Origin of the sequence: Rhodococcus daqingensis (genome assembly GCF_042665615.1) — a bacterium.
In the GTDB taxonomy this organism is placed as follows: domain Bacteria; phylum Actinomycetota; class Actinomycetes; order Mycobacteriales; family Mycobacteriaceae; genus Rhodococcus_G; species Rhodococcus_G daqingensis.
This window is the reverse complement of the sequence record NZ_JBHTCS010000020.1, coordinates 1-19,650: the sequence shown is the minus strand read 5'-3', so window position 1 is coordinate 19,650 and position 19,650 is coordinate 1. Positions and strand designations below refer to the sequence as shown.

Here is a 19,650-nt window from a genome sequence, read left to right as displayed (position 1 = left end):
GAGGGCAGGAGTTTCCGATAGTGAAGGCCGCACTGCTCACCCTTGCCCTCGCGACGAGCGCCGCCGCCGTTCTCGGTACGCCCGGCGCCGCCGCCGCGCCCCCGAGCGCCTTCGATCTGCAAGCGCATCGCGGTGGGCGGGGGCTCGTGGTGGAGAACACGCTGCCCGCATTCGCGAATGCGCTCGATCTCGGGGTGTCCACGCTGGAACTCGATCTCGCGATCACCAGGGACGGGCGCGACGTCATTACCCACGATGCCGCCATCGACAGCGGCAAGTGCGCGGACACGCAACCCGCGACACCCGGTGACCCGCAGTTCCCGTATGTCGGCAAGTTCATCAAGGACCTGACCTTCGACCAGGTGCGGACGGTGGATTGCGGTTCCAGGGCGCAGTCCGACTACCCCGGTCAGCGCACCGCACCCGGCGCGAAAATGCCCACCCTGGACGAGGTCTTCGCTCTCGCCCGCACCCACTCCGCCGACGATGTCCGCTTCAGCATCGAGTTGAAGACCGACGCGAACGGCAGGGAGACCGCATCGCGGGAGGCGTTCGTCCAGCGAGCCGTCCAGGAGATCGCCCGAGCCGGAATGCGGGAGCGCGCGGCCATCCAGAGCTTCGACTGGGGCACGCTCATCCTGATGCACCAGACCGATCCCGGCCTGCGTCTCTACGCCCTGACCGATCCCACCAAGGTCTACCCGTTTTCCCCGTGGCTGGGCGGACTGCATCCGATCCAGTTCGGCGGCAGCCTCGTCCGCACGGCGAAATCCTTCGGCGCCACGGCTTTGTCGCCCATGTACGCCCTGCCGCCCGACGGTTCGGTGAGCCTGCCGCTGGTCACGCGCGCCATGGTCGACGAGGCCCATGACAACGGCATGCTGATCGTGCCGTGGACCGCCAACGATACCGCCGCCATGCGCTCGCTGCTGGATCAGGGCGTGGACGGCATCATCACCGACTACCCCGATCACCTGCGCGAAGTCATGCGCGAGCGTGGTCTGCCGCTGCCGCCGCGGTATCCGGTCGGGTAGGTCCGAACCCCAAGCTATGCCCGCGCGATCTCGCGCAGGTGCAGGCACACCTCGTCGATCGCCTGTTTCGTCTGCGCGAACGCACCGATCTCGGTGACGAAGCCGTGGAAGACGCCGGCGTACCTGGTCAGCGAGACGGGGACGCCGTCGCGCCGGAGCCGTGCCGCGTACGCCTCGGCGTCGTCCCGGATCGGGTCGACCTCAGCGGTCAGGATCAGGGCGGGCGGCAGGCCGCGCAGCGACTCGGCGCGCATGGGTGCCGCGAGGTGGTCGTCCGCCCGGTGTCCTGGGCCGACGTATTGGTCCCAGAACCAGCGCGCGTCCGCGGCGCTCAACATCGGTGCGTCGGCGAACTCCGACCACGACGGCGCGGTGAATGTCCCGTCGACGGCGGGGTAGGCGAGCACCTGCGCCACGGGGAGGGGGCTGTGCTCGTCGCGTCGGAACAGGCAGAGGGCGGCGGCGAGATTGCCGCCGGCGGAGTCACCCCCGATCGCGATCCGTCCCGGATCGATGCCGAGCTCCGGTGCTGTCCGGGTCAGCCACGCGTAGGCGTCGAGGCAGTCTTCCAGTGCTGCCGGGTAAGGGTTTTCGGGAGCCAGGCGGTAGTCCAGGGACACGACCGTCCATCCGGATCCGGCGGCGATCGCGCGGCACAGCTCGTCGGCTCCGTCCAGGGTTCCCAGGACGAATCCTCCGCCATGCAGGTAGACGAGGGCGGGACGGTCGCCGTCCTGGCCGGCACTGTCCGCGCGATACAGGCGAGCCCGGATCGCACCCGCGCGGGTCGGCACGGTCAGTTGTTCGACATGGTCCAGCGGCGTGATCGGCTCCGCGGGTGGTGCCGTGTTCAGGAGCGCCCGGGTCTGCTCCGGTCCCAGCTCACGGATGGGTTTCTGCAGGACATGGGCGATCATCCGGGCCACGGCCTTGGCATTGTCGTCGAGCAGATTCCACCAGGCGGGGGCGTCGTCGTTCATCTGAAGAAACCTCGCAGTCGTTGACAGGGAGTGATCTGTGCCTCACTATCTTAGTCATATGACCCAGACGTTTGACTAGAAAGTCGCGTCCCATTTGAGATCCACTGCTGACGGTGTACCGCGCACACGATCTCGTCGAATCGAAAGGACAGAAGGATGACCGAAACGACGATCGGCCCCGCGACCCGCGGGGACGACGCGGTCGGCGGGGTCGACATTCGGATCGAGGACGATGCGAGCCCGATCGTCCGGCTGATCGGTCGGACCATCGCCGATTCCGTCCGCGCCGACAGCTCCCTCCTGCCCGCCGGGCTGGAAGGCGCGATCGCAATCCGTTCCCACGACACCCCGCAGGCCGCCACGATCAGCATCGCCAACGGCGCCATCGCGGTGTCGGGCGGCGTGTTCGTCGAGCCCGACCTCGACGTGACTGTCGACCTGAACCAGTTCTTCGCCCCGGTCGGCGAGCCCGTCGGCTCGGGCGAGTTCGTGGCCGTGGCCATCGCTCTGCTGTCGCCGCCGCTGCCGGACTGGAAGACCGCCGCGGTGACCTTCTGGGCCGCGGCCCGGTCGATCCCCGGTATTCCCGACATGCTGATCGCCATCACGGAGGGCCCCGAAGGCCCGGACCAGGTCGTCGCGGGCGAGGGGGAGACCTACTACGTCATCGCAGGCCCGCCGGAACTGCTGGCTGCCATCTTCACCGGCGCGGTCGATCTGATCGCCGCCCTGTCCACCGGTCTGATCGGCGTGCGCGGCACATTCTCTCAGCTGTCGGTGCTGGTCGCCGCATCCTGGAAGGTTCGTTACGATGTCTGAAATCACTACCACCGTAAGGGATCTCGAAACCCCCGTGCACACGGTCCGGCTCGAGTCCACCAACCACGACGGCAGCTTCCTCGGCAAGAATCTGGCGCCCAAGAAGTTCACCGCGGGTGCGGGCTCGGGCTTCGCGATGGCTGATCTCCTGTTCGGCCTCGACCTGGGCAACGCCCCGACCTTCGGCTTCGCCTTCCCCGAGTGGCGTGGGCATGTGTCGGACGTGCAGTTCCGGCCCGACATGTCGACGCTGGTGCAGTGGGAGCCGGGCCTGCAGTCCGTGATCGGTGATTACTGGCAGGCCGACGGCACCCCGATCGGGACCTGTCCGCGCAACCTGGCCCGCAAGCTGGTCGATCGACTCGGAACGCGCGGTTTCACGGCCACCGTGGCGGTCGAGATCGAGGCCACCCTGTTCCAGGAATCCATCCACGAGGCCCGGGCCAAGGGATACCGCGACCTGACTCCGCTCGGTGGTTCCGCGGGCACCGCGTACCACCTCGCGAAGTCGAAGGACTGGGTCGACTACATGTCGGCGGTCGCTCGCCGTCTCGACGAGATCGGCATCGAGTGGGAGGCGTGGAGCGACGAGGATGCGGCGGGCCAGGTCGAACTCAATCTGGTTCCGGGCGATCCGATCTCGGTGTGCGACAACTGGGCTCGTGCCCGGCAGGTGATGCGTGAGGTGGCTTTCGAGCTCGGGCACACCGTGACCTTCATGGCCAAGCCGACCGCCGGGTACGGCCAGGCCTCGCACGTCAACCTGTCCCTGCAGCGCGACGGTGTCAACGCGTTCTACGCCCCCGATGGGCCGTCGGACACGATGCGGCACGCGGTCGGCGGGCTGCTCGCGACGATGCGGGGGGCGGCGTCGGTCATGCTCCCGCAGATCACCTCCTACCGCCGCCTGGTCGACCTGAGCGGCCCGCCGACGACGGTCACGTGGGGCATCGCGAACAAGAGCACCGCGGTGCGCGCGGTGTGCGGGCACCCGGCGTACTCCCGCCTCGAGTACCGCGTGCCCGGCGCCGACGCGAACCTGTACCTCGCGGTCGCGGCCATTCTCGCCGGTGTGATCGCCGGCCTCGACGGCGAGATCGAGCCACCCGAGCCGGTCAGCGACCTGGCGTGGTGTGTGCCCGACCTCGAACGGCTGCCGGACACCATCACCAAGGCGGCCGCCGAGCTCGAGACGGACCTGATCCTGCGCGAGCAGCTCGGCGACGAGTTCGTCGACTACTGGGTCGGTACGCGGCGCTGGGAGTGGATGCAGTTCCACACCGCGGGCGGCGATCCGTTCGCCGAGCTCTCCGAATGGGAGTCCGCCCGATACTTCGAGTTCCCGTGACCGCGGGGAAAGCGGCGCCGGGCGCCATTCGGCCATTGATCGGCCTCACCGGCCGACGGTTCCGGCTGGGACTGGTCGATGGTCTGGACAAGCGCTACGGCCACCTGTTCGCCGACTCCTTCATGTCCGACTTCTCGGACCGGATCGACAGGGCCGGTGGGATTCCGGTGAACCTGCCCTACGACGCCGACCCGGAGGCGCTCTGCCACTGGCTGTCGGGCGTGGTCATCACCGGCGGCCAGGATGTTCATCCCGCCTACTGGGGTGGCGATCTGTCGGTGGTCCGTGACGTGGACCCGCGGGATGATCCGACGGTGCACGACACCGGTCGGGACGAGTTCGAGATCGCGCTCGTGCGTGCCGCGCTCGCCAGGAACATCCCCGTTCTCGGTGTGTGCCGAGGCATGCAGGTCCTGAACATCGCCCTGGGCGGCACGCTGATCGCCGACCTGCCGCCGAGCTCCGTCGGGCATCTGTCGGCGGCGCCGCCGCTCACCGACGGAGACGGCGACCACAAGGTTACATTCGAGCCCGGCTCGACCGCGGAACGACTGTTCGGCGCCAGCGCGGTGACAAACTCGTGGCACCACCAGGCGGTCGACCGCTGCGGTACCGGCCTTGTGGTCACGGGGCGCGCGGGTGACGGCGTCGTCGAAGCGGTCGAGCTGCCGGGGTCGCCGGTGCTCGGTGTCCAGTGGCATCCCGAGTGGATGGAGCGCGACGATCCGGCGCTGGGCTGGGTCGTCGCCGAGGCCGGCAAGCGACTCTGACACCGACAGAGTGATTGCGGCCGTTGGCAGTTCGGCGGTCGCAATCACTCTCCGATCAGTCGTGACCCCAACGGCGAACGTGGGCTGAATCCCGCGACGACCTCGGCCGCGCACGGATCGAAACATCGCCCACGTCGCCACATCGAAAGTCATCAATGTAGGAGGATCACATGAGTGCGACGGCGTCACCGGCCAGTACGAGGATCTTGGTCGAGGCCGAGGAGTTCGACGACTACGGCGGTTGGGTCCTGGATTCACAGTTCGAATCGCAGATGGGTTCGCCGTACCTTCTCGCCCATGGATTGGGTAACCCCGTCGCAGATGCCAAAACTGTGATCGAGGTGCCCGAGGCAGGCCGATATCGCGTGTGGGTTCGCGCCAAGGACTGGGTTCCCTCGCATCACCCCGGCCGGTTCACCCTCTCCGTCAACGGGACGACACTGGCCACCGAGTTCGGCGCCAACGGCCGGGACTGGTCCTGGCAACCCGCAGGTGCTGTGGACCTCCCCTCGGGCGACACAGAACTCGTGCTGCACGACCTGACCGGCTTCGACGGCCGCTGCGACGCCATCTTCCTCACCCGCGGCGACGAGACGCCACCCGAGGGAGCCGGCCCCACCGCTCGGTCCTGGCGCAAGAACCTTCGCGGCCTGCCGGACGCACCGGTGCCGGCCGGCGATTACGACGTCGTGATCGTGGGGGGCGGCGTCACCGGATCGGCCGCCGCCCTATCGGCGGCCCGCCTGGGGTGCACGGTGGCATTGATCCAGAACCGGCCGTACCTCGGCGGCAACGCAAGCGTCGAGATCGGTATCACCCCCAGGGGCGAAACCGGCGATCTGGTCAAGGAGCTCAGCGAGCGAACCCCCGAGGGTGACCTGCACGCAGCGAGAGTTCTCGCGGCGGAGCCGAACGCGGCTGTCTACCTGGAGCACCACGTCTACGACGTGGTCACCGAGGGATCGAGGATCGTCTCGGTCGATGCACGCGACGCCCGCAGCGGGCGGGAGAGCCGGTTTCGTGCACCCGTATTCATCGACTGTTCCGGCACAGCCATCCTTGGTCTGCTCGCCGGTGCCGAGACGCTGTTCGGCCACGAGTCCCACGCGGAGTTCGGCGAAAGCCTGGCCCCCGCGGACCGCGTCGACATGCATCACGGAAATACGGTCTTCTTTCGCACCCGGATGGCGGATGCGCCCGTTCCCTTCCCGGAAGTGCCGTGGGCCGTGGACGTCGCAAAGGACTACGCCAACCTGGGCGGACAGTTGGAAAGGCCGGGTGTCGACAATGCGCCCGGCCCTGTCGCGGGCCCCGACAAGGTGCCCGACCCAACCATCAGGCGCAGAATGCTGGTCCCCGCAAGTCACTTCTGGGAGTACGGCCAATGGCTCGACCCCTACACCGAGGCAGAGCACATCCGCGATCATCTCCTCCGCGCGATTTACGGGACCTTCTCCAACGTCAAGAACCTCGAACCCGACACCTACGCCAACCTGCAGCTGGACTGGGTTGCATACGTGCCCGCGCAGGGCGAGTTCCGACGCTACCGGGGCGACTACATCCTCACCGAAACCGACATCCGCACCGACAAACACTTCCCCGACGCCGTGGTGCAGAACTCGGGACCGTTCTGCCTGCACTACCCGGGCAACGAAAAGTACGACTTCCGGCTCAAAGACTGGAAATGGGACACCCGAGACGGGAAACCGTTCTCGATTCCCTTCCGCTGCCTGTACTCCACGAATGTCGACAACCTGATGATGGCCGGCAAACACATCAGCGTGACCCACATCGCAGGCTCCACCACCAAATTCATGGGCAACGGCGGACAGCACGCAATTGCCACCGCAGCCGCCGCCGCACTGTGCAAGAAGTACGGCACCACACCCCACGGAATCTACGCAGCCCACCTCGAGGAGCTCAGGGCCACCGCAGGAAGCCTCACAGGCAAAAACCTCCAGGCCGAGACGGCCTGACCCCAGGACAACTGTCGGCCGCCACCGAACGGTGGCGGCCGACAGTGGCCTTTCGTGTCAGCGCGGTATCAATCCACGCTCACCCAGGACACGAGCGAACGCAGGGTTTCCTCGGGCGAGGCCTTGGGGGCCTTCGAGGCCTGGGCCGCTGGCTCGGCGGCATCGCCGAGGTGTGCCGCCATCCAAGCGTCGAGCACGCCGAGGGTGGTCTCGATCTGTCGCTCCGCCGCTGTGCGGTCGGTGAACACCAGGTTGTTGAGTGCGAATCCGTCGGACAGTGCGGACACGATGTAGGTCAGCTCGTCGACGGTGTCCGGGTCCATCGTCTGGCCGTCAGCGGTTGCGGCGGTCTCGAGAATCGTCCGCATGGTCGCGAATGCCTCGTCGTACACCATCTCGGCCTGCTTGCCCTCCTGTCGCTGGGCCCAGCTGATCAGCTCGATGATCGCCGCGGCGAAGTCCGGATTCGCCATGTACCACTCCATCGCGCCGCGCAACAGAGCGCGCGCGCTGGTCTCCACGTCGCCGTGGACATCGTTGCGCGTCAACACTTCTCGATGCACTCCGGCGACATGCTCGAAGACCGCCGCGAACAGCACTTCCTTCGTGGCGAAGCAGTAGTGCAGCGTGGCCAGCGGAGCGTTCGCCTCCTGCGCGATGCGGCGTGTGGTTGCGCCGTCCACCCCGTGGGCGGCGATCATGCGCACGGCCGCCGCCACCAGTTCAGCGCGACGTTCAGCGGCGGGAATGCGTGCCATGCGTTCCTCCTGTCGAATCGGATATGGACGACTGATCAAGTCAACTCCCACGCTACCAGCCGGACCTGGAGGCGATAGCGCACGACGTTCGACCACCTTGCGGGTTCTTAGTCATTTGCCTTGATCATCTGACCAACTATCGCTACCGTTATGACTGGCATCACATGCCGGCTCGCGTTTGTGGCAGCGCTCCCGCGACGACGGCCTCCCCATCACCATCCGAGACACCTCGAAGAGGACGACATGACCGAAGTCGAATCAGTACACCGGGAACGCGCGATCGCTCTCGATCGCATGGCCATGGACCCGCCGATCGACACCGTCGTCGGCCTGCTCGCAAACCAGGCCCTCAGCTCTCCCGATCGCGAGTTCCTCCGATTCGCGGAGGGGTCGTGGACCTTCGGCGAAATCGACGACTGGACCTCGCGCCTGGCGCAGCGCCTGGTCTCCGAGGACAGGGTCCGCGCCGGTGACCGGGTCGCGATCATGCTGCCCAACGTGGTGCAGTGGCCGATCGCCTGGCTCGCGATCCTCAAGGCGGGCGGCGTCGCGGTGCCGGTGAACTCGTCATACCAGCGCGCGGACCTGGAATTCGTGCTCCGGGACTCCGGCGCTCGGGTGATGTTCACCGACGCCGATCACATCCCGCTCGTCGAAGAGGTGCGCGCCGCGAACGGCGATCTGGGGGATGTCCGGATCGTCGAAGCCGCGTCGCGCAGCGCGCTCGCGCAGTATCCGGGGGACCGGCCGGAGGTAACCATCTCCGGCGAGACGCTTGCCAACCTCCAGTACACCTCGGGGACCACCGGATTCCCGAAGGCGTGCATGTTGACCCACGACTATTGGGTCCGGCTGGGGTGGATCTGCGCGAGCACGGCGGGCCTCGGGGCCGACGACGTGGCACTCACCTCGCAGCCGTTCTCCTACATGGACCCGCAGTGGAACACCTCGCTGTGCCTCACGATCGGCGCGCCGCTGGTGGTGCTACCCCGGTTCTCTGCCTCGGGTTTCATGGCGGATGTCCGCCGGCACCGGGCCACGTTCTGCTACGTGCTCGGCTCGATGCCCACGCTGCTGTTCAAGCAGGCGCCGAGCCCGCGGGACCGGGACAACGACCTGCGCCTCGTGCTGTGCTCGGCAATCCCCGTCGCGCTGCACGCGCAGCTCGAACAGCGTTGGGGCGCGCCGTGGCGGGAGATCTTCGGGATGACCGAAAGCGGGACCGACCTGGTCAGCCTCCCCGAGAGCACGGCCGACGTCGGCAGCGGACGGCTGGGGCAGCCGGTTCCCACGAAGCAGGTCCGGGTGGTCGATCCGGAGGGCCGAGATGTCGCCGAGGGAGAATCCGGCGAGCTGATCACGTCGGGCAGACCGATGATGCTCGGCTACTGGAACCGGCCCGAAGACACCGCGCAGGTCCTGCGCGACGGCTGGCTGCACACCGGCGATGTCGCGGTCCGCGAGGCGGAGAGCTACCGCCTGGTCGGCCGGATCAAGGACATGGTCCGCCGCGGCGGGGAGAACATCGCGAGCGCCGAGGTCGAACGCGTCCTCGAGCGTGACGACACCGTCGTCGCGGCCGCGGTGGTCGGCGTCCCGGACGAGCTGTTCGGCGAGGAGGTCAAGGCCTTCGTGCAGCTCGCCCCCGGCGTCGAGGAGAGCCGCGCGACCGCGGAACGGATCAGCGCCGCCGCGCGAAACCAGCTGGCGCGCTTCAAGGTTCCGAGATACGTCGAGTTCGTCGCCGATTTCCCGCGCACCCCGTCTGAGCGGGTGTCGAAGCCGGCCCTCAAGGCGCGCTCCGCCGAGCGGCCCGGCACCACCTACGACTTGCAGCCGCCGCGCACCGCCGGCAACGACAACGACAGGAGCCAGGCATGACCGACCGCTACCTGGACATGCGCATCGACGACGACGTCGCGGTGCTCACGCTGAATCGACCGGCGAAGCTGAACGTGATGGACGTCGCCACGCGGGTGCTGCTCGCGCAGACGATCCGCCGGTTCGGGACGGGTGATCTCGTCCGCGGGATCGTACTCACGGGCACCGGGCGGGCCTTCTCCGCCGGTGAGGACCTGCGGACGGTGCCGACCAGCTACGACGAGATTCGCGAGGCCTTCGCGACCTTCCACGACATCACCCGGGCGATTCTCGAGACGAAGATCCCGGTGATCGCGGCCGTCAACGGGATCGCGGTCGGCGGCGCCTCGGAGATCACGCTGTGCTGCGACTCCCGGATCGGTACACGCGAGGCCGAGTACTTCCAGCCGGAGAACCACCGCGGGATCATCATCTCGAACGCCTCGAGCTTCCTCATGGGACGCCTGGTACGTAACCACGCGATGCGAATCATCCTGGGCTCAAACCGGATCGGCGCGGACGAGGCCCTGCGGATCGGGCTTCTCGACGAGATCGTGGCCCAGCAGACACTGGTGGACCGCGCGGTCGAGGTGGTCCACCAGTGGAACTCGGATCCCCGTACCACCGCACTGCACCTGGGTCTGCTGCGTCCGCGCCCAGAAGACATCGAGGCCGCGTTCGCCCGCGAAGACGACGCCGCCCGCCAGTCGTGGGAGTCCGGCGCCTTCACCGAGGGCATCGGGGGCTTCTGGACATCGAAGAACGCGGCGCCGTCGGCGCCCGCGCAGAGCAATTGAGATCGGAGACCATGATGATCACCACCGAAGCAGCACTTCTCACCGCGCTGAACCAACCGCTGGAATTCACCGAGATCCAGGTCGACGACCCGGAGCCCAACGAGGTCCGCGTCGCGGTCTCGAACGTCGGCCTGTGCCACAGCGACCTGCACTACATGACCGGCACCGTGCAGGCCGACCTGCCCGTGGTCGTCGGGCACGAGGTGGCGGGCATCGTCGAGGCGGTCGGCTCCGCGGTGACCTCGTTGCGCCCGGGCGACCGCGTCGTCGGTGCCCTCACGCCCTCGTGCGGGTTGTGCCGCAACTGTCAGGCCGGGCACTCGACGCAGTGCCAGCGCGTCTCGCAGATCCGGCAGCGGCCCCGCCCCGCTTTCCAGCTGCCGGGCGGCCAGGTCGTCGAGCGGCTCGGAGACCTGGGCGCGTTCTCCCGCCACACCCTGATGCGGGAGAACTCGCTGGTGAAGGTGCCCGACGAGGTGGGGCTGCACGTCGGGTGCCTGCTCTCGTGCTGCATCATCACCGGCGTCGGGGCTGTGTTCCGCGGCGCGCGGGTACGCCCCGGCGCCACCGTTGCCGTGATCGGCTGCGGCGGTGTCGGATCGGCCATCATCCAGGGGGCGCGGCTCGCCGGTGCCTCGGCGATCGTCGCCGTGGATCTCGACGATGCCCGGCTCGCGGCGGCGCGGACGTACGGCGCCACGCACGTCGTGAACGGCGCGGCCGATGTCGCGACCGAGATCCGGAAGGTGCTCGGAGACGGCGTGGACTACTCGTTCGAGGCCGTCGGCTCCGCGCGGACCGCGGCTACCGCGCTGTCGGTCCTGCGGGCCACGGGAACCGCATGCCTGGTCGGCATCGCACCCGACGGCACCGACCTCACCCTCCCCGCGTCGGACTTCTTCTTCGGCGAGAAGCGCCTCATCGGCTCATACATGGGCTCGGGCCAAGCGCACGAGGACATCACCCAGTTCGCGCGCCTGTACCTCCAGGGCCACCTGTTGCTCGACGAGATGGTCAGCGACGTTATCCCGTTCCGCGAGATCAACAAGGGCTTCGAGGCGATGAAGTCGGGCGAGGTGACTCGCATCGTCGCCGACCTCACCGTGTGAGCACCGACCCCATCCGCACCGACCCCATCCGCACCTACGCACCGAAAGACTCCGCAGATGTCGAATCCGCAACTGCCCCAGCCGATCAACTACATCGCCGACGAGTGGTCCGAGTGCCGGACGATCTCGGACGCGTGGAATCTCGACCCCAACACGGGACAACCCGTCCACCGCGCCGTCACCACCAGCCCGGACGACGTGGAGCGCGCCCTGCGGCACGCCGAGCGGTCCTACGGCCTCGAACGCTGGGATGACGCGGCGAGCGAGGAACGCGCCGCTGTCATCGAGCGTGCGGCCGACATCGTCGAGACCCGGATCGAGGACATCGCCCTGACCGATGCCCTCACCAGCGGCGTCCCGATCGCGAAGGCTCGGATGGTCGCGCAGTTCCTCCCGCACCGGATCCGCGCGTCCGCCGCGGATCTGCGCGCCATCCCGCGTCGCACGGCACTGGAGGCCGGAGGCCGCGACGTGCGGCTGTACAAGGTCCCGTGGGGCCCCGCGGCCATCCTCACCCCGTGGAACGGCCCCAGCTTCATCCCCGCAGCGAAGATGGTGAGCGCCCTCGCCGCCGGTTGCCCCGTCATCCTCAAACCGTCGGAGCACGCGCCGAGCAGCGCCCAGATCATCGTGGAGTGCTTCGTCAAGGCGGGGCTGCCAGACGGTGCGCTGCAGCTCGTCCACGGTGCCGGCGACGTGGGCGCGGCGATCACCGGCGACCACCGCGTGAAGATCGTCTCGTTCACCGGGGGCCCGAACGCGGGCCGCGCGATCGCCCGCGCCGCCGCGGAGGATTTCAAGGTGCTCCAGCTCGAGCTCGGCGGCAACAACCCGGCCCTCGTGCTGGACGACGCCGACATCGACGTGGCTGCCGACGGGATCCTCGACGGGATGACCAAGCTCAACGGTCAGTGGTGTGAGGGTCCCGGAAAGGTGTTGGCACACAAGAGTCTCGTCGAGCCGCTCCTGGACGCGCTGCTCGATCGCATCTCCCGCATCGAGATCGGGCACTCGCTCGACGAGAACACAGAGCTCGGCCCGATCTCGAACGCCCCGCATTTCGCCACGCTGCAGAGCCGCATCGATGGGCTGCGAGCCCACGGCGCGACGATCCATCAGCCCGCGACGCTGCCCGCACTCGACGGGTTCTTCCTTTCGCCCACTGTCGCTTCGGGAGTCGACGCATCGGTGGCGACCGCCGAGCTGTTCGGGCCGCTCGTCAGCCTGCACGCCGTGGAGTCCGACGAGGACGCACTGCGCGTCGCCAACGCCAACCCGTCGGGTCTCGACGCATACGTGTTCGGCGGCGATCTGGACCGCGCCATCGAGGTCGGCTCCCGGGTGCTGTCGGGCGAGGTGCGTGTGAACGGTGCCAAGGTCGCCGATCTCGCCGACGGTTCGGCACAGAGCTTCTGGGGCGCTTCCGGCATCGGCGGTCACGCCCCCGGTGAGTCCGTCCGGGTGTTCTGCGGCGACCGCGTGGTCGGCGTCGATTCGCCCGACCTTCCCATGTAGCAATCGCGACCAGTTTCGCGTCACCCCTTGACTGTGACCGGGACCACTGGTCTACTCAAACATAGTCATTTGATCCAGTCGGATGATCACAAAGAAAGCGACCAACGATGAACTTCCCCTCCACCTCGGATCCCGCGGTCGTCGATGTCATCGGCGTCGGCGCCGGCTTCACCGGCCTCTACCTCTCGCACCGGCTCACCACCGCCGGGTGGACCTTCGCGGGCTTCGAGGCCGGCCCGAGCGTCGGCGGCACCTGGTTCTGGAACACCTATCCGGGCGCCCGCTGCGACGTCGAGAGCATCTACTACTCGTACTCGTTCGACGAGGCGCTCCAGCAGGAGTGGACGTGGAGCCAGCGGTTCGCGCCGCAGCCCGAGATCCTCAGCTACATCGAACACGTCGCCGACCGCTTCGACCTGCGCAGGCACTTCACCTTCAATGCCCGCGTGGTCGGCGCGACGTGGAACGCGGCCGACCGGCTGTGGGAGGTGCGGCTGGACAACGGCGAGACGCGCCGCAGCCGCTACCTGATCTCGGGCGCCGGCGGGCTGTCCACCCCCAAGGACTTCGACGTGCCGGGCCTCGAGAACTTCACCGGCCTCCAGGTGTCGACCAGCCGGTGGAACATCTCGCTCGACGACCTCGCGGGCAAGCGCGTCGCCGTGATCGGCACCGGATCCTCCGGTGTGCAGGCCATCCCGCTGATCGCGCAGGTCGCCGAGCACGTCACGGTGTTCCAGCGCACCCCGAACTACGTGATGCCCGCGCGGAATGCCGAACTCTCCCCGGAAGGGGTCGGCGCTGTGAAGGAGGACTACCTGGCGATCCGTGAGGAGTGCAGGCACTCGCCCGGTGGCATCCCCGATCGCCCCGTCACCGACAACGCCTTCGACGTCTCGGACGAGGAGCGCCGACGGCGCTACGAAGAGGCCTATGCGCGCAGTGGCTTCCAGGGCGTCGGCTCCGAGTTCGCCGACCTGCTCATCGACGCCGAGGCGAACCGGACCGCGTCCGAATTCATCCACGACAAGATCCGCGAGATCGTCGAGAACCCGGCCACCGCAGAGCTGTTGGTGCCCAAGTATCACCCGCTCGGCGCCAAGCGCAGCGTCTTCGGCACCGACTACTACGAGACCTACAACCGGTCGAACGTGTCGCTGGTGTCGCTGCGCGACGAGCCGATCGAGACGATGACCGAGAACGCGATCGTCACCTCGAAGGGCACCTACGAGGTGGACGCCGTGGTGCTTGCGATCGGGTTCGACGCCTTCACCGGCCCGTTGTTCGGGCTGGGCCTCACCGGCGCGTCCGGCGCGAAGCTGCAGGAGGCCTGGAGTGACGGCATCCGGTCCTACCTGGGGATCATGGCCGCGGACTTCCCCAACTTCTTCATGGTCGGCGGCCCGCTGAGCCCCGCGCTGGTGAGCAACGTGGTGGTGACGATCGAGCAGGCCGTCGACTGGATCGCCGATCTGCTCGAGCACGCCCGCGACACCGGCGCCACGGTGGTCGAGGCCACCGCCGAGGCCGAGAACGAGTGGGTGGATATCACCGAGACCACCGTCGCCCCCACGCTGTTCGCCACGACCGACTCCTGGTACCGCGGCTCCAACATCGAGGGCAAACCGAACACCTTCATGGGTTACGTGGGCGGCGTGGGCAAGTACCGCCGCATGTGCACCGAGATCGCCAAGCGGGGCTACCCCGGCGTCGCGGTCGACGGCGATGCACGGTCGCGCATTGTGGGCCCGATCCACCTGGAGATCTCATGAACAAGGCAGTCCACCGGCGCTATGTCGCCTTCTCCGACGCGCACTACGCGGGCAATCTGGTCGACGGCGCGTACGCCCTGAAGCTCTTCGGTGACGTCGGCACGAACCTGGCGATCGAGTTGGACGGACACGAGGGCCTGTTCGCCGGCTACTCGTCCGTCGAGTTCCTCGCCCCCGTCCGCGGCGGCGATGTCGTCGAGGCGGAGGCCACGCTGGTGAAGAAGGGCAACCGCAGCCGCACGGTCGACTTCGAGCTCCGCGTGATCTGCCGCGGCTCCGATGACACCGGACGATCGCAGGTCCTGGAGCGTCCCTTGGTCGCGGTGCGCGCTCGCGGCACCGCGGTGATACCTGCAGGGGAGTGATCGCCATGCAATTGATCCACGAAACCGGTTGGGCCGAGCCGCCCGCCGCCATCGATCCGCCCCTGACCGGTGACATCGACTGCGACGTGGTCGTGATCGGCGGCGGTGGGGGAGGCATGTCGGCCGCCCTCCGCCTCGCAGAGAATGGTGTCGACGTTGTGCTCCTCGAGGCGCAGACCCTCGGCTGGGGCGCCACCTCCCGCAACGCCGGATACATCACGAACTCGATCGCCGCCGATCCGGAGCTGCTCGGAAAGCTGCTGAAGCACGATCGGCTGCGCGACCTGTATCGGTATGCCGAGAACGCGGTGCACTTCGCCGAGGACGCGATCGCCCGCCACGGCATCGACTGCGGCTACCAGCGGGCCGGCATCGTGATGGCCGCCGTGTCCAAGGGACAGCTGCGGCACGCGCGCCGCAACGCGAAGGTCATGGCCGAGGCCGGATCGTCGGCCGAATTCGTCGAGGGGCCTGCGGCGGGCCTGCCGGAAGGCTTCCTCGGCGGAATGCGCGAGGGCGTCGGCGGCACGCTCAACCCGGGTGAGTTCGCCCTCGGCCTGCGGGCCGCGACGATCGCCGCCGGCGTGCGCGCCTACGAACACACCCCCGCCCGCGACGTCACCGACACCGGCGACGGGGTCACCGTCGAAACAACGGACGGAACGGTCCGGGCTCGCAAGGCACTGCTGACCACCAACGCGCACAGCGCGGGTCTTTCCATCGCGCCGAAGAACCTCGCCACCCCGGTGTGGACCTCCCTGGTCGAGACCGAACCCATCGCACCCGAGCGACTCGACGAGATCGGCTGGACCAGCCGTGCCCCGATGGTCACGCTGCACATGATCATCGAGAGCTACCGCGTGACCCCACGGGGCACCATCGTGTTCGGCACTCGCCGCGTACAGACCGGGCGGAACCCACTACCGGGCCGCACTCCCGCGCAGAACGTCGCCGACGACCTCGTCCGCGGATTCCGCGAGCGCTTCCCGGGCCTGCACGACGTCAAGCCGCAGCGGGCCTGGGGCGGCTGGATCGGCATGAGCTCCACGTGGCTCCCCGTCGCCGGCGAGGCCTCCGACAACGTGCTCTACTCGCTCGCCTGCAACGGCCACGGCTTCGCCCAGGCGCAGTACGTGGGTCATCTGCTGGCGGACCGGATCGGCGGCGCGCCGCTGCACGACGACCTGGCGGCGATCTGGCACGGCCGAAAGCGCTTCTGGCCCAGCCTCGTCAGCGGCCCCGCGCTGTACGCGGCCTGGCTCGCCGACCGCGCCTCAGACCGCCTGGCAGCCCTCACGAATTAACAATCGCCTCCGACCGGCAGCCCGGCTTCTTCGCCGCCCATCCGATCGGCTGATGTCACCTCCAAGGAGAAAATCATGTCCATACGAGAACTGCTCTTCGCGGTCGCGGACATCTGGATGATCGCCGTCGGATTCACCTACGGGATCAAGTTCATCCGGAACTACAAGAACTACCTGCTCGGCATCGAGTGGATCATCGTCGCGACGTCGGGTACGAACTTCCTGTTCTACGGAATCTTGAAGGCTGGTCACGACAGCCCGCTGTACGCTGCCGCGTCCTTCCTGGATGCCTTTTCCCGGTCCGTCGGTATCACGCTGATCCTGGTTCTCGGGCTGATGAAGGTCACCCACCGGTACAAGCCGTCTGCGGTGGTGGACATCGGCGCGTTCGCCCTCGCGGCGGTGGTGGGTTTCGCCCTCGTCGGGTACACCGAGACGATCGGTAACCCCGCCAAGGTCTTCTTCATCGTGGTCAACGTGCTCACCACGATCTTCCTGCTCTACTTCGTCAAGCGCCTGTGGGGGATCGGCGAGCGCGGGCACGCCGTGTGGGCCGCCGTGGCCACCGCCTGCGGATTCGTCATCGCCTCGATCTACGACTTCGTCCGCATCCCGGGCGACGACGCGGAGCACACGATCTTCTACATCCTCGCGCTGTCCTCGTGGGGCCTGCAGATGTTCGTGTACTACCGCGCCTACCGGGCGTTCGACGCCCACAACAGGCGCATCGACGCCCAGGCGGTCAGCGGCGGCGCCACAGTCGCGGTGTGAGCCGTGCCGCAACCCGCGCGGCATCCACCGAAACCTCAAGGGGCATAGGCGATTCACCGGCCTTTCCCCGATCGATCCAGAGTCAGGAACCGAAAATGGCAACGCATGAAGTACAGGAAGAGACCATCGAGGTGGTCGTCGTCGGCGCCGGAATGGCGGGGTTGATGGCGGCGACCACGCTGGCGCCGGAGACCGACGTGGTGGTGCTCGAGTCCACCGATCGCGCGGGCGGACGAGTCGAGACCGTCCGGCAGGGCGACTACTGGATCAACGTCGGCACGCAGTTCACCGAGGGCACCGGCACGCTGATCGACGCCCTCGACCGGCACGGCATCGAGATGGGCTCGCTCGCGGGCAAGAGCGTCGCGCTGTACCTGAACGGCGGGCTGGTCGACACCTCGAACCCCGTCGCGCTCATGTTCCGCACGCGGATGACGATGATGGACCGTATCGGCATGGCCATCGTCGGTGCGCGCATCCTCGCGGTCATGCCGTTTCTGGAGTCGCAGAGCCGTATCGCGCAACGGGTGCGCGCCAAGCTCGACACCAAGCTCGCTGCGTATCTGCTCAAGGGCGTCCGATCGGAGCTGGCCGAGGCCGTCGTCCGGTCGTGGTCGGCGCAGTGGATGGGATGTGAGGTGGAGGAGACGGCCGCCACCCAGTTCGTCACGTCGGTGGGCCTCGCGCTGGCCGACCCGGAGAAGATCCCGAACTTCTCGCTGCCCGTGGGCGGCAACCAGACGTTGACCGACGTCCTGGCGAAGGATCTCGGCGGCCGGATCCGGCTGAACTCGGCGGTGCACTCGGTGCGGCAGGACGGTGACGGCGTGGTCGTCGACTACCGCGACGGTGACCGCCCGGTGCGGCTGCGGGCCAAGCGCGCGATCGTGACCGCGCCCGGCGATGTCGCCGAGCGAATCATCCCGGACCTCCCCGAGCAGCACCGGAACGCCTTCGACGACATCGCATACGGCCGGTACGTGGTGGTCGGGTTCTTCACCGACGAGGTCGGGCCGCAGCGCTGGGACGACTACTTCGCCGTCTCGACGCCGCAGCTGTCGTTCCAGGCGATGTTCAACCACGCCGCGGCGATGCGGGGCGGCGACGAGCGCAGGCCGGGTGGGGCACTGGCCTGTTTCGCCGGCGGCGCTCGGGCCGACGCGTTGTTCGACCTGTCCGACGAGGAGATCGTGTCGCGGTTCGCCAAGGACCTGCTCGCCGTGTACCCCGAGCTGGAGGGGAAGCTGGGCGAGGGCATCGTGCGGCGGCACCGTCGGGTCGTGCCCTTCTGGGGGCCCGGGGGAAGGAACTCGCTTCCGACGCTGCGTGATCCGCTCGGAACCATCTACCTCGCCGGCGACTATCAGCTCGACATGCCGTCGCTCGCCGACGCAGCCACGTCGGGGGAGCGAGCGGCGAAGGACGTACTGGCGAGCCTGAGCGAGGCCGCGATAACCACCCAGAACAAGGAAGCACATGTTCACTAACACCTTCACCGAGACCTTCGGGATCGAGCACCCCATCGTGTGCGGCGGCATGACCGCCGTCGGCACCGCGGATCTGATCAGCGCCGTTGCCAACGCCGGGGCACTCGGATTCCTCACCGCCCTCACCCAACCCACCCCAGAGGCACTGGTCAAGGAGATCGCCCGCTGCCGCGATCTCACCGATAAGCCGTTCGGCGTCAATCTGACGATCCTGCCGACCATCCAGCCGGTGCCCTACGACGAATACCGCGACGCCATCGTCGACAGCGGCATCACCATCGTCGAAACCGCCGGCGGCAACCCGCAACCGCACCTGCCCGCGTTCAAGGCCGCCGGTGTGAAGGTCATCCACAAGGCGGTCTCGGTCCGGCACGCCCTCAAGGCCCAGCAACTCGGCGTCGACGCCATCAGCATCGACGGCTTCGAATGCGCCGGCCACCCCGGCGAGGACGACGTCCCCGGGCTCGTGCTGATCCCCGCCGCGGCCCGGGCACTGTCCATCCCGATCATCGCCAGCGGCGGAATCGCCACCGGCGCAGGTCTTGTCGCCGCCCTCGCGCTCGGGGCATCCGCGGTCAACATGGGCACCCGTTTCATGGCGACCACCGAGGCGCCCATTCACGACAACGTCAAACAACAGATCGTCGACAACACCGAACGCGACAGCGTCATCGTCTTCCGCGAGTTTCGCAATACCGCTCGCGTGGCACGAAACTCGGTCTCCGAAGAGATCGTGACCATCTCACGCCGACCGGGTGCGACATTCGACGACATCGCCCACCTGGCCAGCGGTGCCCGAGGCCGCGAGCAGGTGTACGGCAACGGTGACGTCGAAGGCGGACTCTGGTGGGCCGGCCAGGCCCAAGGCCTGATTCACGACATCGGCAGTTGCGAGGAAGTGGTCGGCTCGATCATCGCCGAAGCTCGGCAGATCATCTCCCGCGCACTGCCCGATCAGCTCCGCGGCTGAATCAGCCCGGCAACC

General features: G+C 67.9%; 17 protein-coding genes. 15 read left to right on the top strand and 2 right to left on the bottom strand.

Translation table 11 applies throughout. The features are described from left to right. The first annotated feature begins 20 nt into the window (after nt 1–20). Entirely contained in the window at nt 21–1,034 is a 1,014-nt protein-coding gene (locus tag ACFQS9_RS17080; protein ID WP_378406789.1) for a glycerophosphodiester phosphodiesterase family protein, read from the top strand. Nucleotides 1,035–1,048: 14 nt separating this feature from the next. Here ACFQS9_RS17080 and ACFQS9_RS17075 read toward each other — a convergent pair whose 3' ends face one another. Then, on the bottom strand, nt 1,049–2,014 hold the full coding sequence (locus tag ACFQS9_RS17075; protein WP_378406787.1) for an alpha/beta hydrolase: 966 nt from the start codon (nt 2,012–2,014) through the stop codon (nt 1,049–1,051). A gap of 156 nt (nt 2,015–2,170) precedes the next feature. Between ACFQS9_RS17075 and ACFQS9_RS17070 the strand changes: the two genes are divergently transcribed. From ACFQS9_RS17070 to ACFQS9_RS17055, 4 genes are all read left to right on the top strand, one after another. Then, entirely contained in the window at nt 2,171–2,833 is a 663-nt protein-coding gene (locus ACFQS9_RS17070; RefSeq protein WP_378406785.1) for a hypothetical protein, read from the top strand. Then, nucleotides 2,826–4,181, top strand: coding sequence for a glutamine synthetase family protein (locus ACFQS9_RS17065; RefSeq protein WP_378406783.1), 1,356 nt, complete (start codon nt 2,826–2,828; stop codon nt 4,179–4,181). The genes ACFQS9_RS17070 and ACFQS9_RS17065 overlap by 8 nt, the downstream gene beginning before the upstream one ends. Further along, the gene (locus ACFQS9_RS17060; protein WP_378406781.1) at nt 4,178–4,951 is read left to right on the top strand and encodes a gamma-glutamyl-gamma-aminobutyrate hydrolase family protein; all 774 of its coding nucleotides are present in this window, start codon (nt 4,178–4,180) and stop codon (nt 4,949–4,951) included. The genes ACFQS9_RS17065 and ACFQS9_RS17060 overlap by 4 nt, the downstream gene beginning before the upstream one ends. Before the next feature lie 170 nt (nt 4,952–5,121). Further along, nucleotides 5,122–6,927, top strand: coding sequence for an FAD-dependent oxidoreductase (locus tag ACFQS9_RS17055; RefSeq protein ID WP_378406779.1), 1,806 nt, complete (start codon nt 5,122–5,124; stop codon nt 6,925–6,927). Between the two features lie 68 nt (nt 6,928–6,995). Here the strand turns inward: ACFQS9_RS17055 and ACFQS9_RS17050 are convergent, their stop codons facing one another. Beyond that, nucleotides 6,996–7,685 carry a TetR/AcrR family transcriptional regulator gene (locus tag ACFQS9_RS17050; protein WP_378406777.1) on the bottom strand — a complete coding sequence of 230 codons (690 nt, stop codon included), beginning with the start codon at nt 7,683–7,685 and terminating at the stop codon, nt 6,996–6,998. A gap of 243 nt (nt 7,686–7,928) precedes the next feature. Here ACFQS9_RS17050 and ACFQS9_RS17045 point away from each other — a divergent pair, with 243 nt between their 5' ends. The 10 genes from ACFQS9_RS17045 (at nt 7,929) to ACFQS9_RS17000 (ending at nt 19,635) form a co-directional block, all read left to right on the top strand. Continuing rightward, nucleotides 7,929–9,566, top strand: coding sequence for a class I adenylate-forming enzyme family protein (locus tag ACFQS9_RS17045; protein WP_378406775.1), 1,638 nt, complete (start codon nt 7,929–7,931; stop codon nt 9,564–9,566). Beyond that, on the top strand, nt 9,563–10,342 hold the full coding sequence (locus ACFQS9_RS17040; protein WP_378406773.1) for an enoyl-CoA hydratase/isomerase family protein: 780 nt from the start codon (nt 9,563–9,565) through the stop codon (nt 10,340–10,342). Before ACFQS9_RS17045 ends, ACFQS9_RS17040 begins: the two co-directional genes overlap by 4 nt. Nucleotides 10,343–10,356: 14 nt before the next feature. Continuing rightward, nucleotides 10,357–11,451, top strand: a complete 1,095-nt coding sequence (locus ACFQS9_RS17035; RefSeq protein WP_378406771.1) for a Zn-dependent alcohol dehydrogenase — start codon at nt 10,357–10,359, stop codon at nt 11,449–11,451. 57 nt (nt 11,452–11,508) lie between these two features. After that, nucleotides 11,509–12,966, top strand: coding sequence for an aldehyde dehydrogenase family protein (locus ACFQS9_RS17030; protein WP_378406769.1), 1,458 nt, complete (start codon nt 11,509–11,511; stop codon nt 12,964–12,966). Between the two features lie 107 nt (nt 12,967–13,073). Further along, nucleotides 13,074–14,738 (top strand): flavin-containing monooxygenase, encoded by a 1,665-nt coding sequence (locus ACFQS9_RS17025; RefSeq protein ID WP_378406767.1) that lies wholly within the window; start codon nt 13,074–13,076, stop codon nt 14,736–14,738. Further along, nucleotides 14,735–15,103 (top strand): hotdog fold domain-containing protein, encoded by a 369-nt coding sequence (locus ACFQS9_RS17020; protein WP_378406765.1) that lies wholly within the window; start codon nt 14,735–14,737, stop codon nt 15,101–15,103. The genes ACFQS9_RS17025 and ACFQS9_RS17020 overlap by 4 nt, the downstream gene beginning before the upstream one ends. A gap of 5 nt (nt 15,104–15,108) precedes the next feature. Then, complete coding sequence (locus tag ACFQS9_RS17015) at nt 15,109–16,407, top strand: NAD(P)/FAD-dependent oxidoreductase (protein WP_378406763.1); 1,299 nt, start codon at nt 15,109–15,111, stop codon at nt 16,405–16,407. Nucleotides 16,408–16,482: 75 nt separating this feature from the next. Continuing rightward, complete coding sequence (locus ACFQS9_RS17010) at nt 16,483–17,178, top strand: transporter (RefSeq protein ID WP_378406761.1); 696 nt, start codon at nt 16,483–16,485, stop codon at nt 17,176–17,178. Between the two features lie 95 nt (nt 17,179–17,273). Then, the gene (locus ACFQS9_RS17005) at nt 17,274–18,665 is read left to right on the top strand and encodes a flavin monoamine oxidase family protein (RefSeq protein WP_378406759.1); all 1,392 of its coding nucleotides are present in this window, start codon (nt 17,274–17,276) and stop codon (nt 18,663–18,665) included. Beyond that, nucleotides 18,655–19,635, top strand: coding sequence for an NAD(P)H-dependent flavin oxidoreductase (locus tag ACFQS9_RS17000; RefSeq protein ID WP_378406757.1), 981 nt, complete (start codon nt 18,655–18,657; stop codon nt 19,633–19,635). The genes ACFQS9_RS17005 and ACFQS9_RS17000 overlap by 11 nt, the downstream gene beginning before the upstream one ends. The last annotated feature ends 15 nt before the right edge of the window (nt 19,636–19,650 follow it).

Excerpts from the sequence above, each read along its gene's own strand:
- ACFQS9_RS17010 (WP_378406761.1), top strand. The coding sequence starts at position 16,483 with ATGTCCATACGAGAACTGCTCTTCGCGGTCGCGGACATCTGGATGATC.
- ACFQS9_RS17030 (WP_378406769.1), top strand. The coding sequence starts at position 11,509 with ATGTCGAATCCGCAACTGCCCCAGCCGATCAACTACATCGCCGACGAG.
- ACFQS9_RS17035 (WP_378406771.1), top strand. The coding sequence starts at position 10,357 with ATGATCACCACCGAAGCAGCACTTCTCACCGCGCTGAACCAACCGCTG.
- ACFQS9_RS17040 (WP_378406773.1), top strand. The coding sequence starts at position 9,563 with ATGACCGACCGCTACCTGGACATGCGCATCGACGACGACGTCGCGGTG.
- ACFQS9_RS17020 (WP_378406765.1), top strand. The coding sequence starts at position 14,735 with ATGAACAAGGCAGTCCACCGGCGCTATGTCGCCTTCTCCGACGCGCAC.
- ACFQS9_RS17045 (WP_378406775.1), top strand. The coding sequence starts at position 7,929 with ATGACCGAAGTCGAATCAGTACACCGGGAACGCGCGATCGCTCTCGAT.
- ACFQS9_RS17050 (WP_378406777.1), bottom strand. The coding sequence starts at position 7,685 with ATGGCACGCATTCCCGCCGCTGAACGTCGCGCTGAACTGGTGGCGGCG.
- ACFQS9_RS17070 (WP_378406785.1), top strand. The coding sequence starts at position 2,171 with ATGACCGAAACGACGATCGGCCCCGCGACCCGCGGGGACGACGCGGTC.
- ACFQS9_RS17065 (WP_378406783.1), top strand. The coding sequence starts at position 2,826 with ATGTCTGAAATCACTACCACCGTAAGGGATCTCGAAACCCCCGTGCAC.
- ACFQS9_RS17005 (WP_378406759.1), top strand. The coding sequence starts at position 17,274 with ATGGCAACGCATGAAGTACAGGAAGAGACCATCGAGGTGGTCGTCGTC.
- ACFQS9_RS17055 (WP_378406779.1), top strand. The coding sequence starts at position 5,122 with ATGAGTGCGACGGCGTCACCGGCCAGTACGAGGATCTTGGTCGAGGCC.
- ACFQS9_RS17075 (WP_378406787.1), bottom strand. The coding sequence starts at position 2,014 with ATGAACGACGACGCCCCCGCCTGGTGGAATCTGCTCGACGACAATGCC.
- ACFQS9_RS17000 (WP_378406757.1), top strand. The coding sequence starts at position 18,655 with ATGTTCACTAACACCTTCACCGAGACCTTCGGGATCGAGCACCCCATC.
- ACFQS9_RS17025 (WP_378406767.1), top strand. The coding sequence starts at position 13,074 with ATGAACTTCCCCTCCACCTCGGATCCCGCGGTCGTCGATGTCATCGGC.
- ACFQS9_RS17015 (WP_378406763.1), top strand. The coding sequence starts at position 15,109 with ATGCAATTGATCCACGAAACCGGTTGGGCCGAGCCGCCCGCCGCCATC.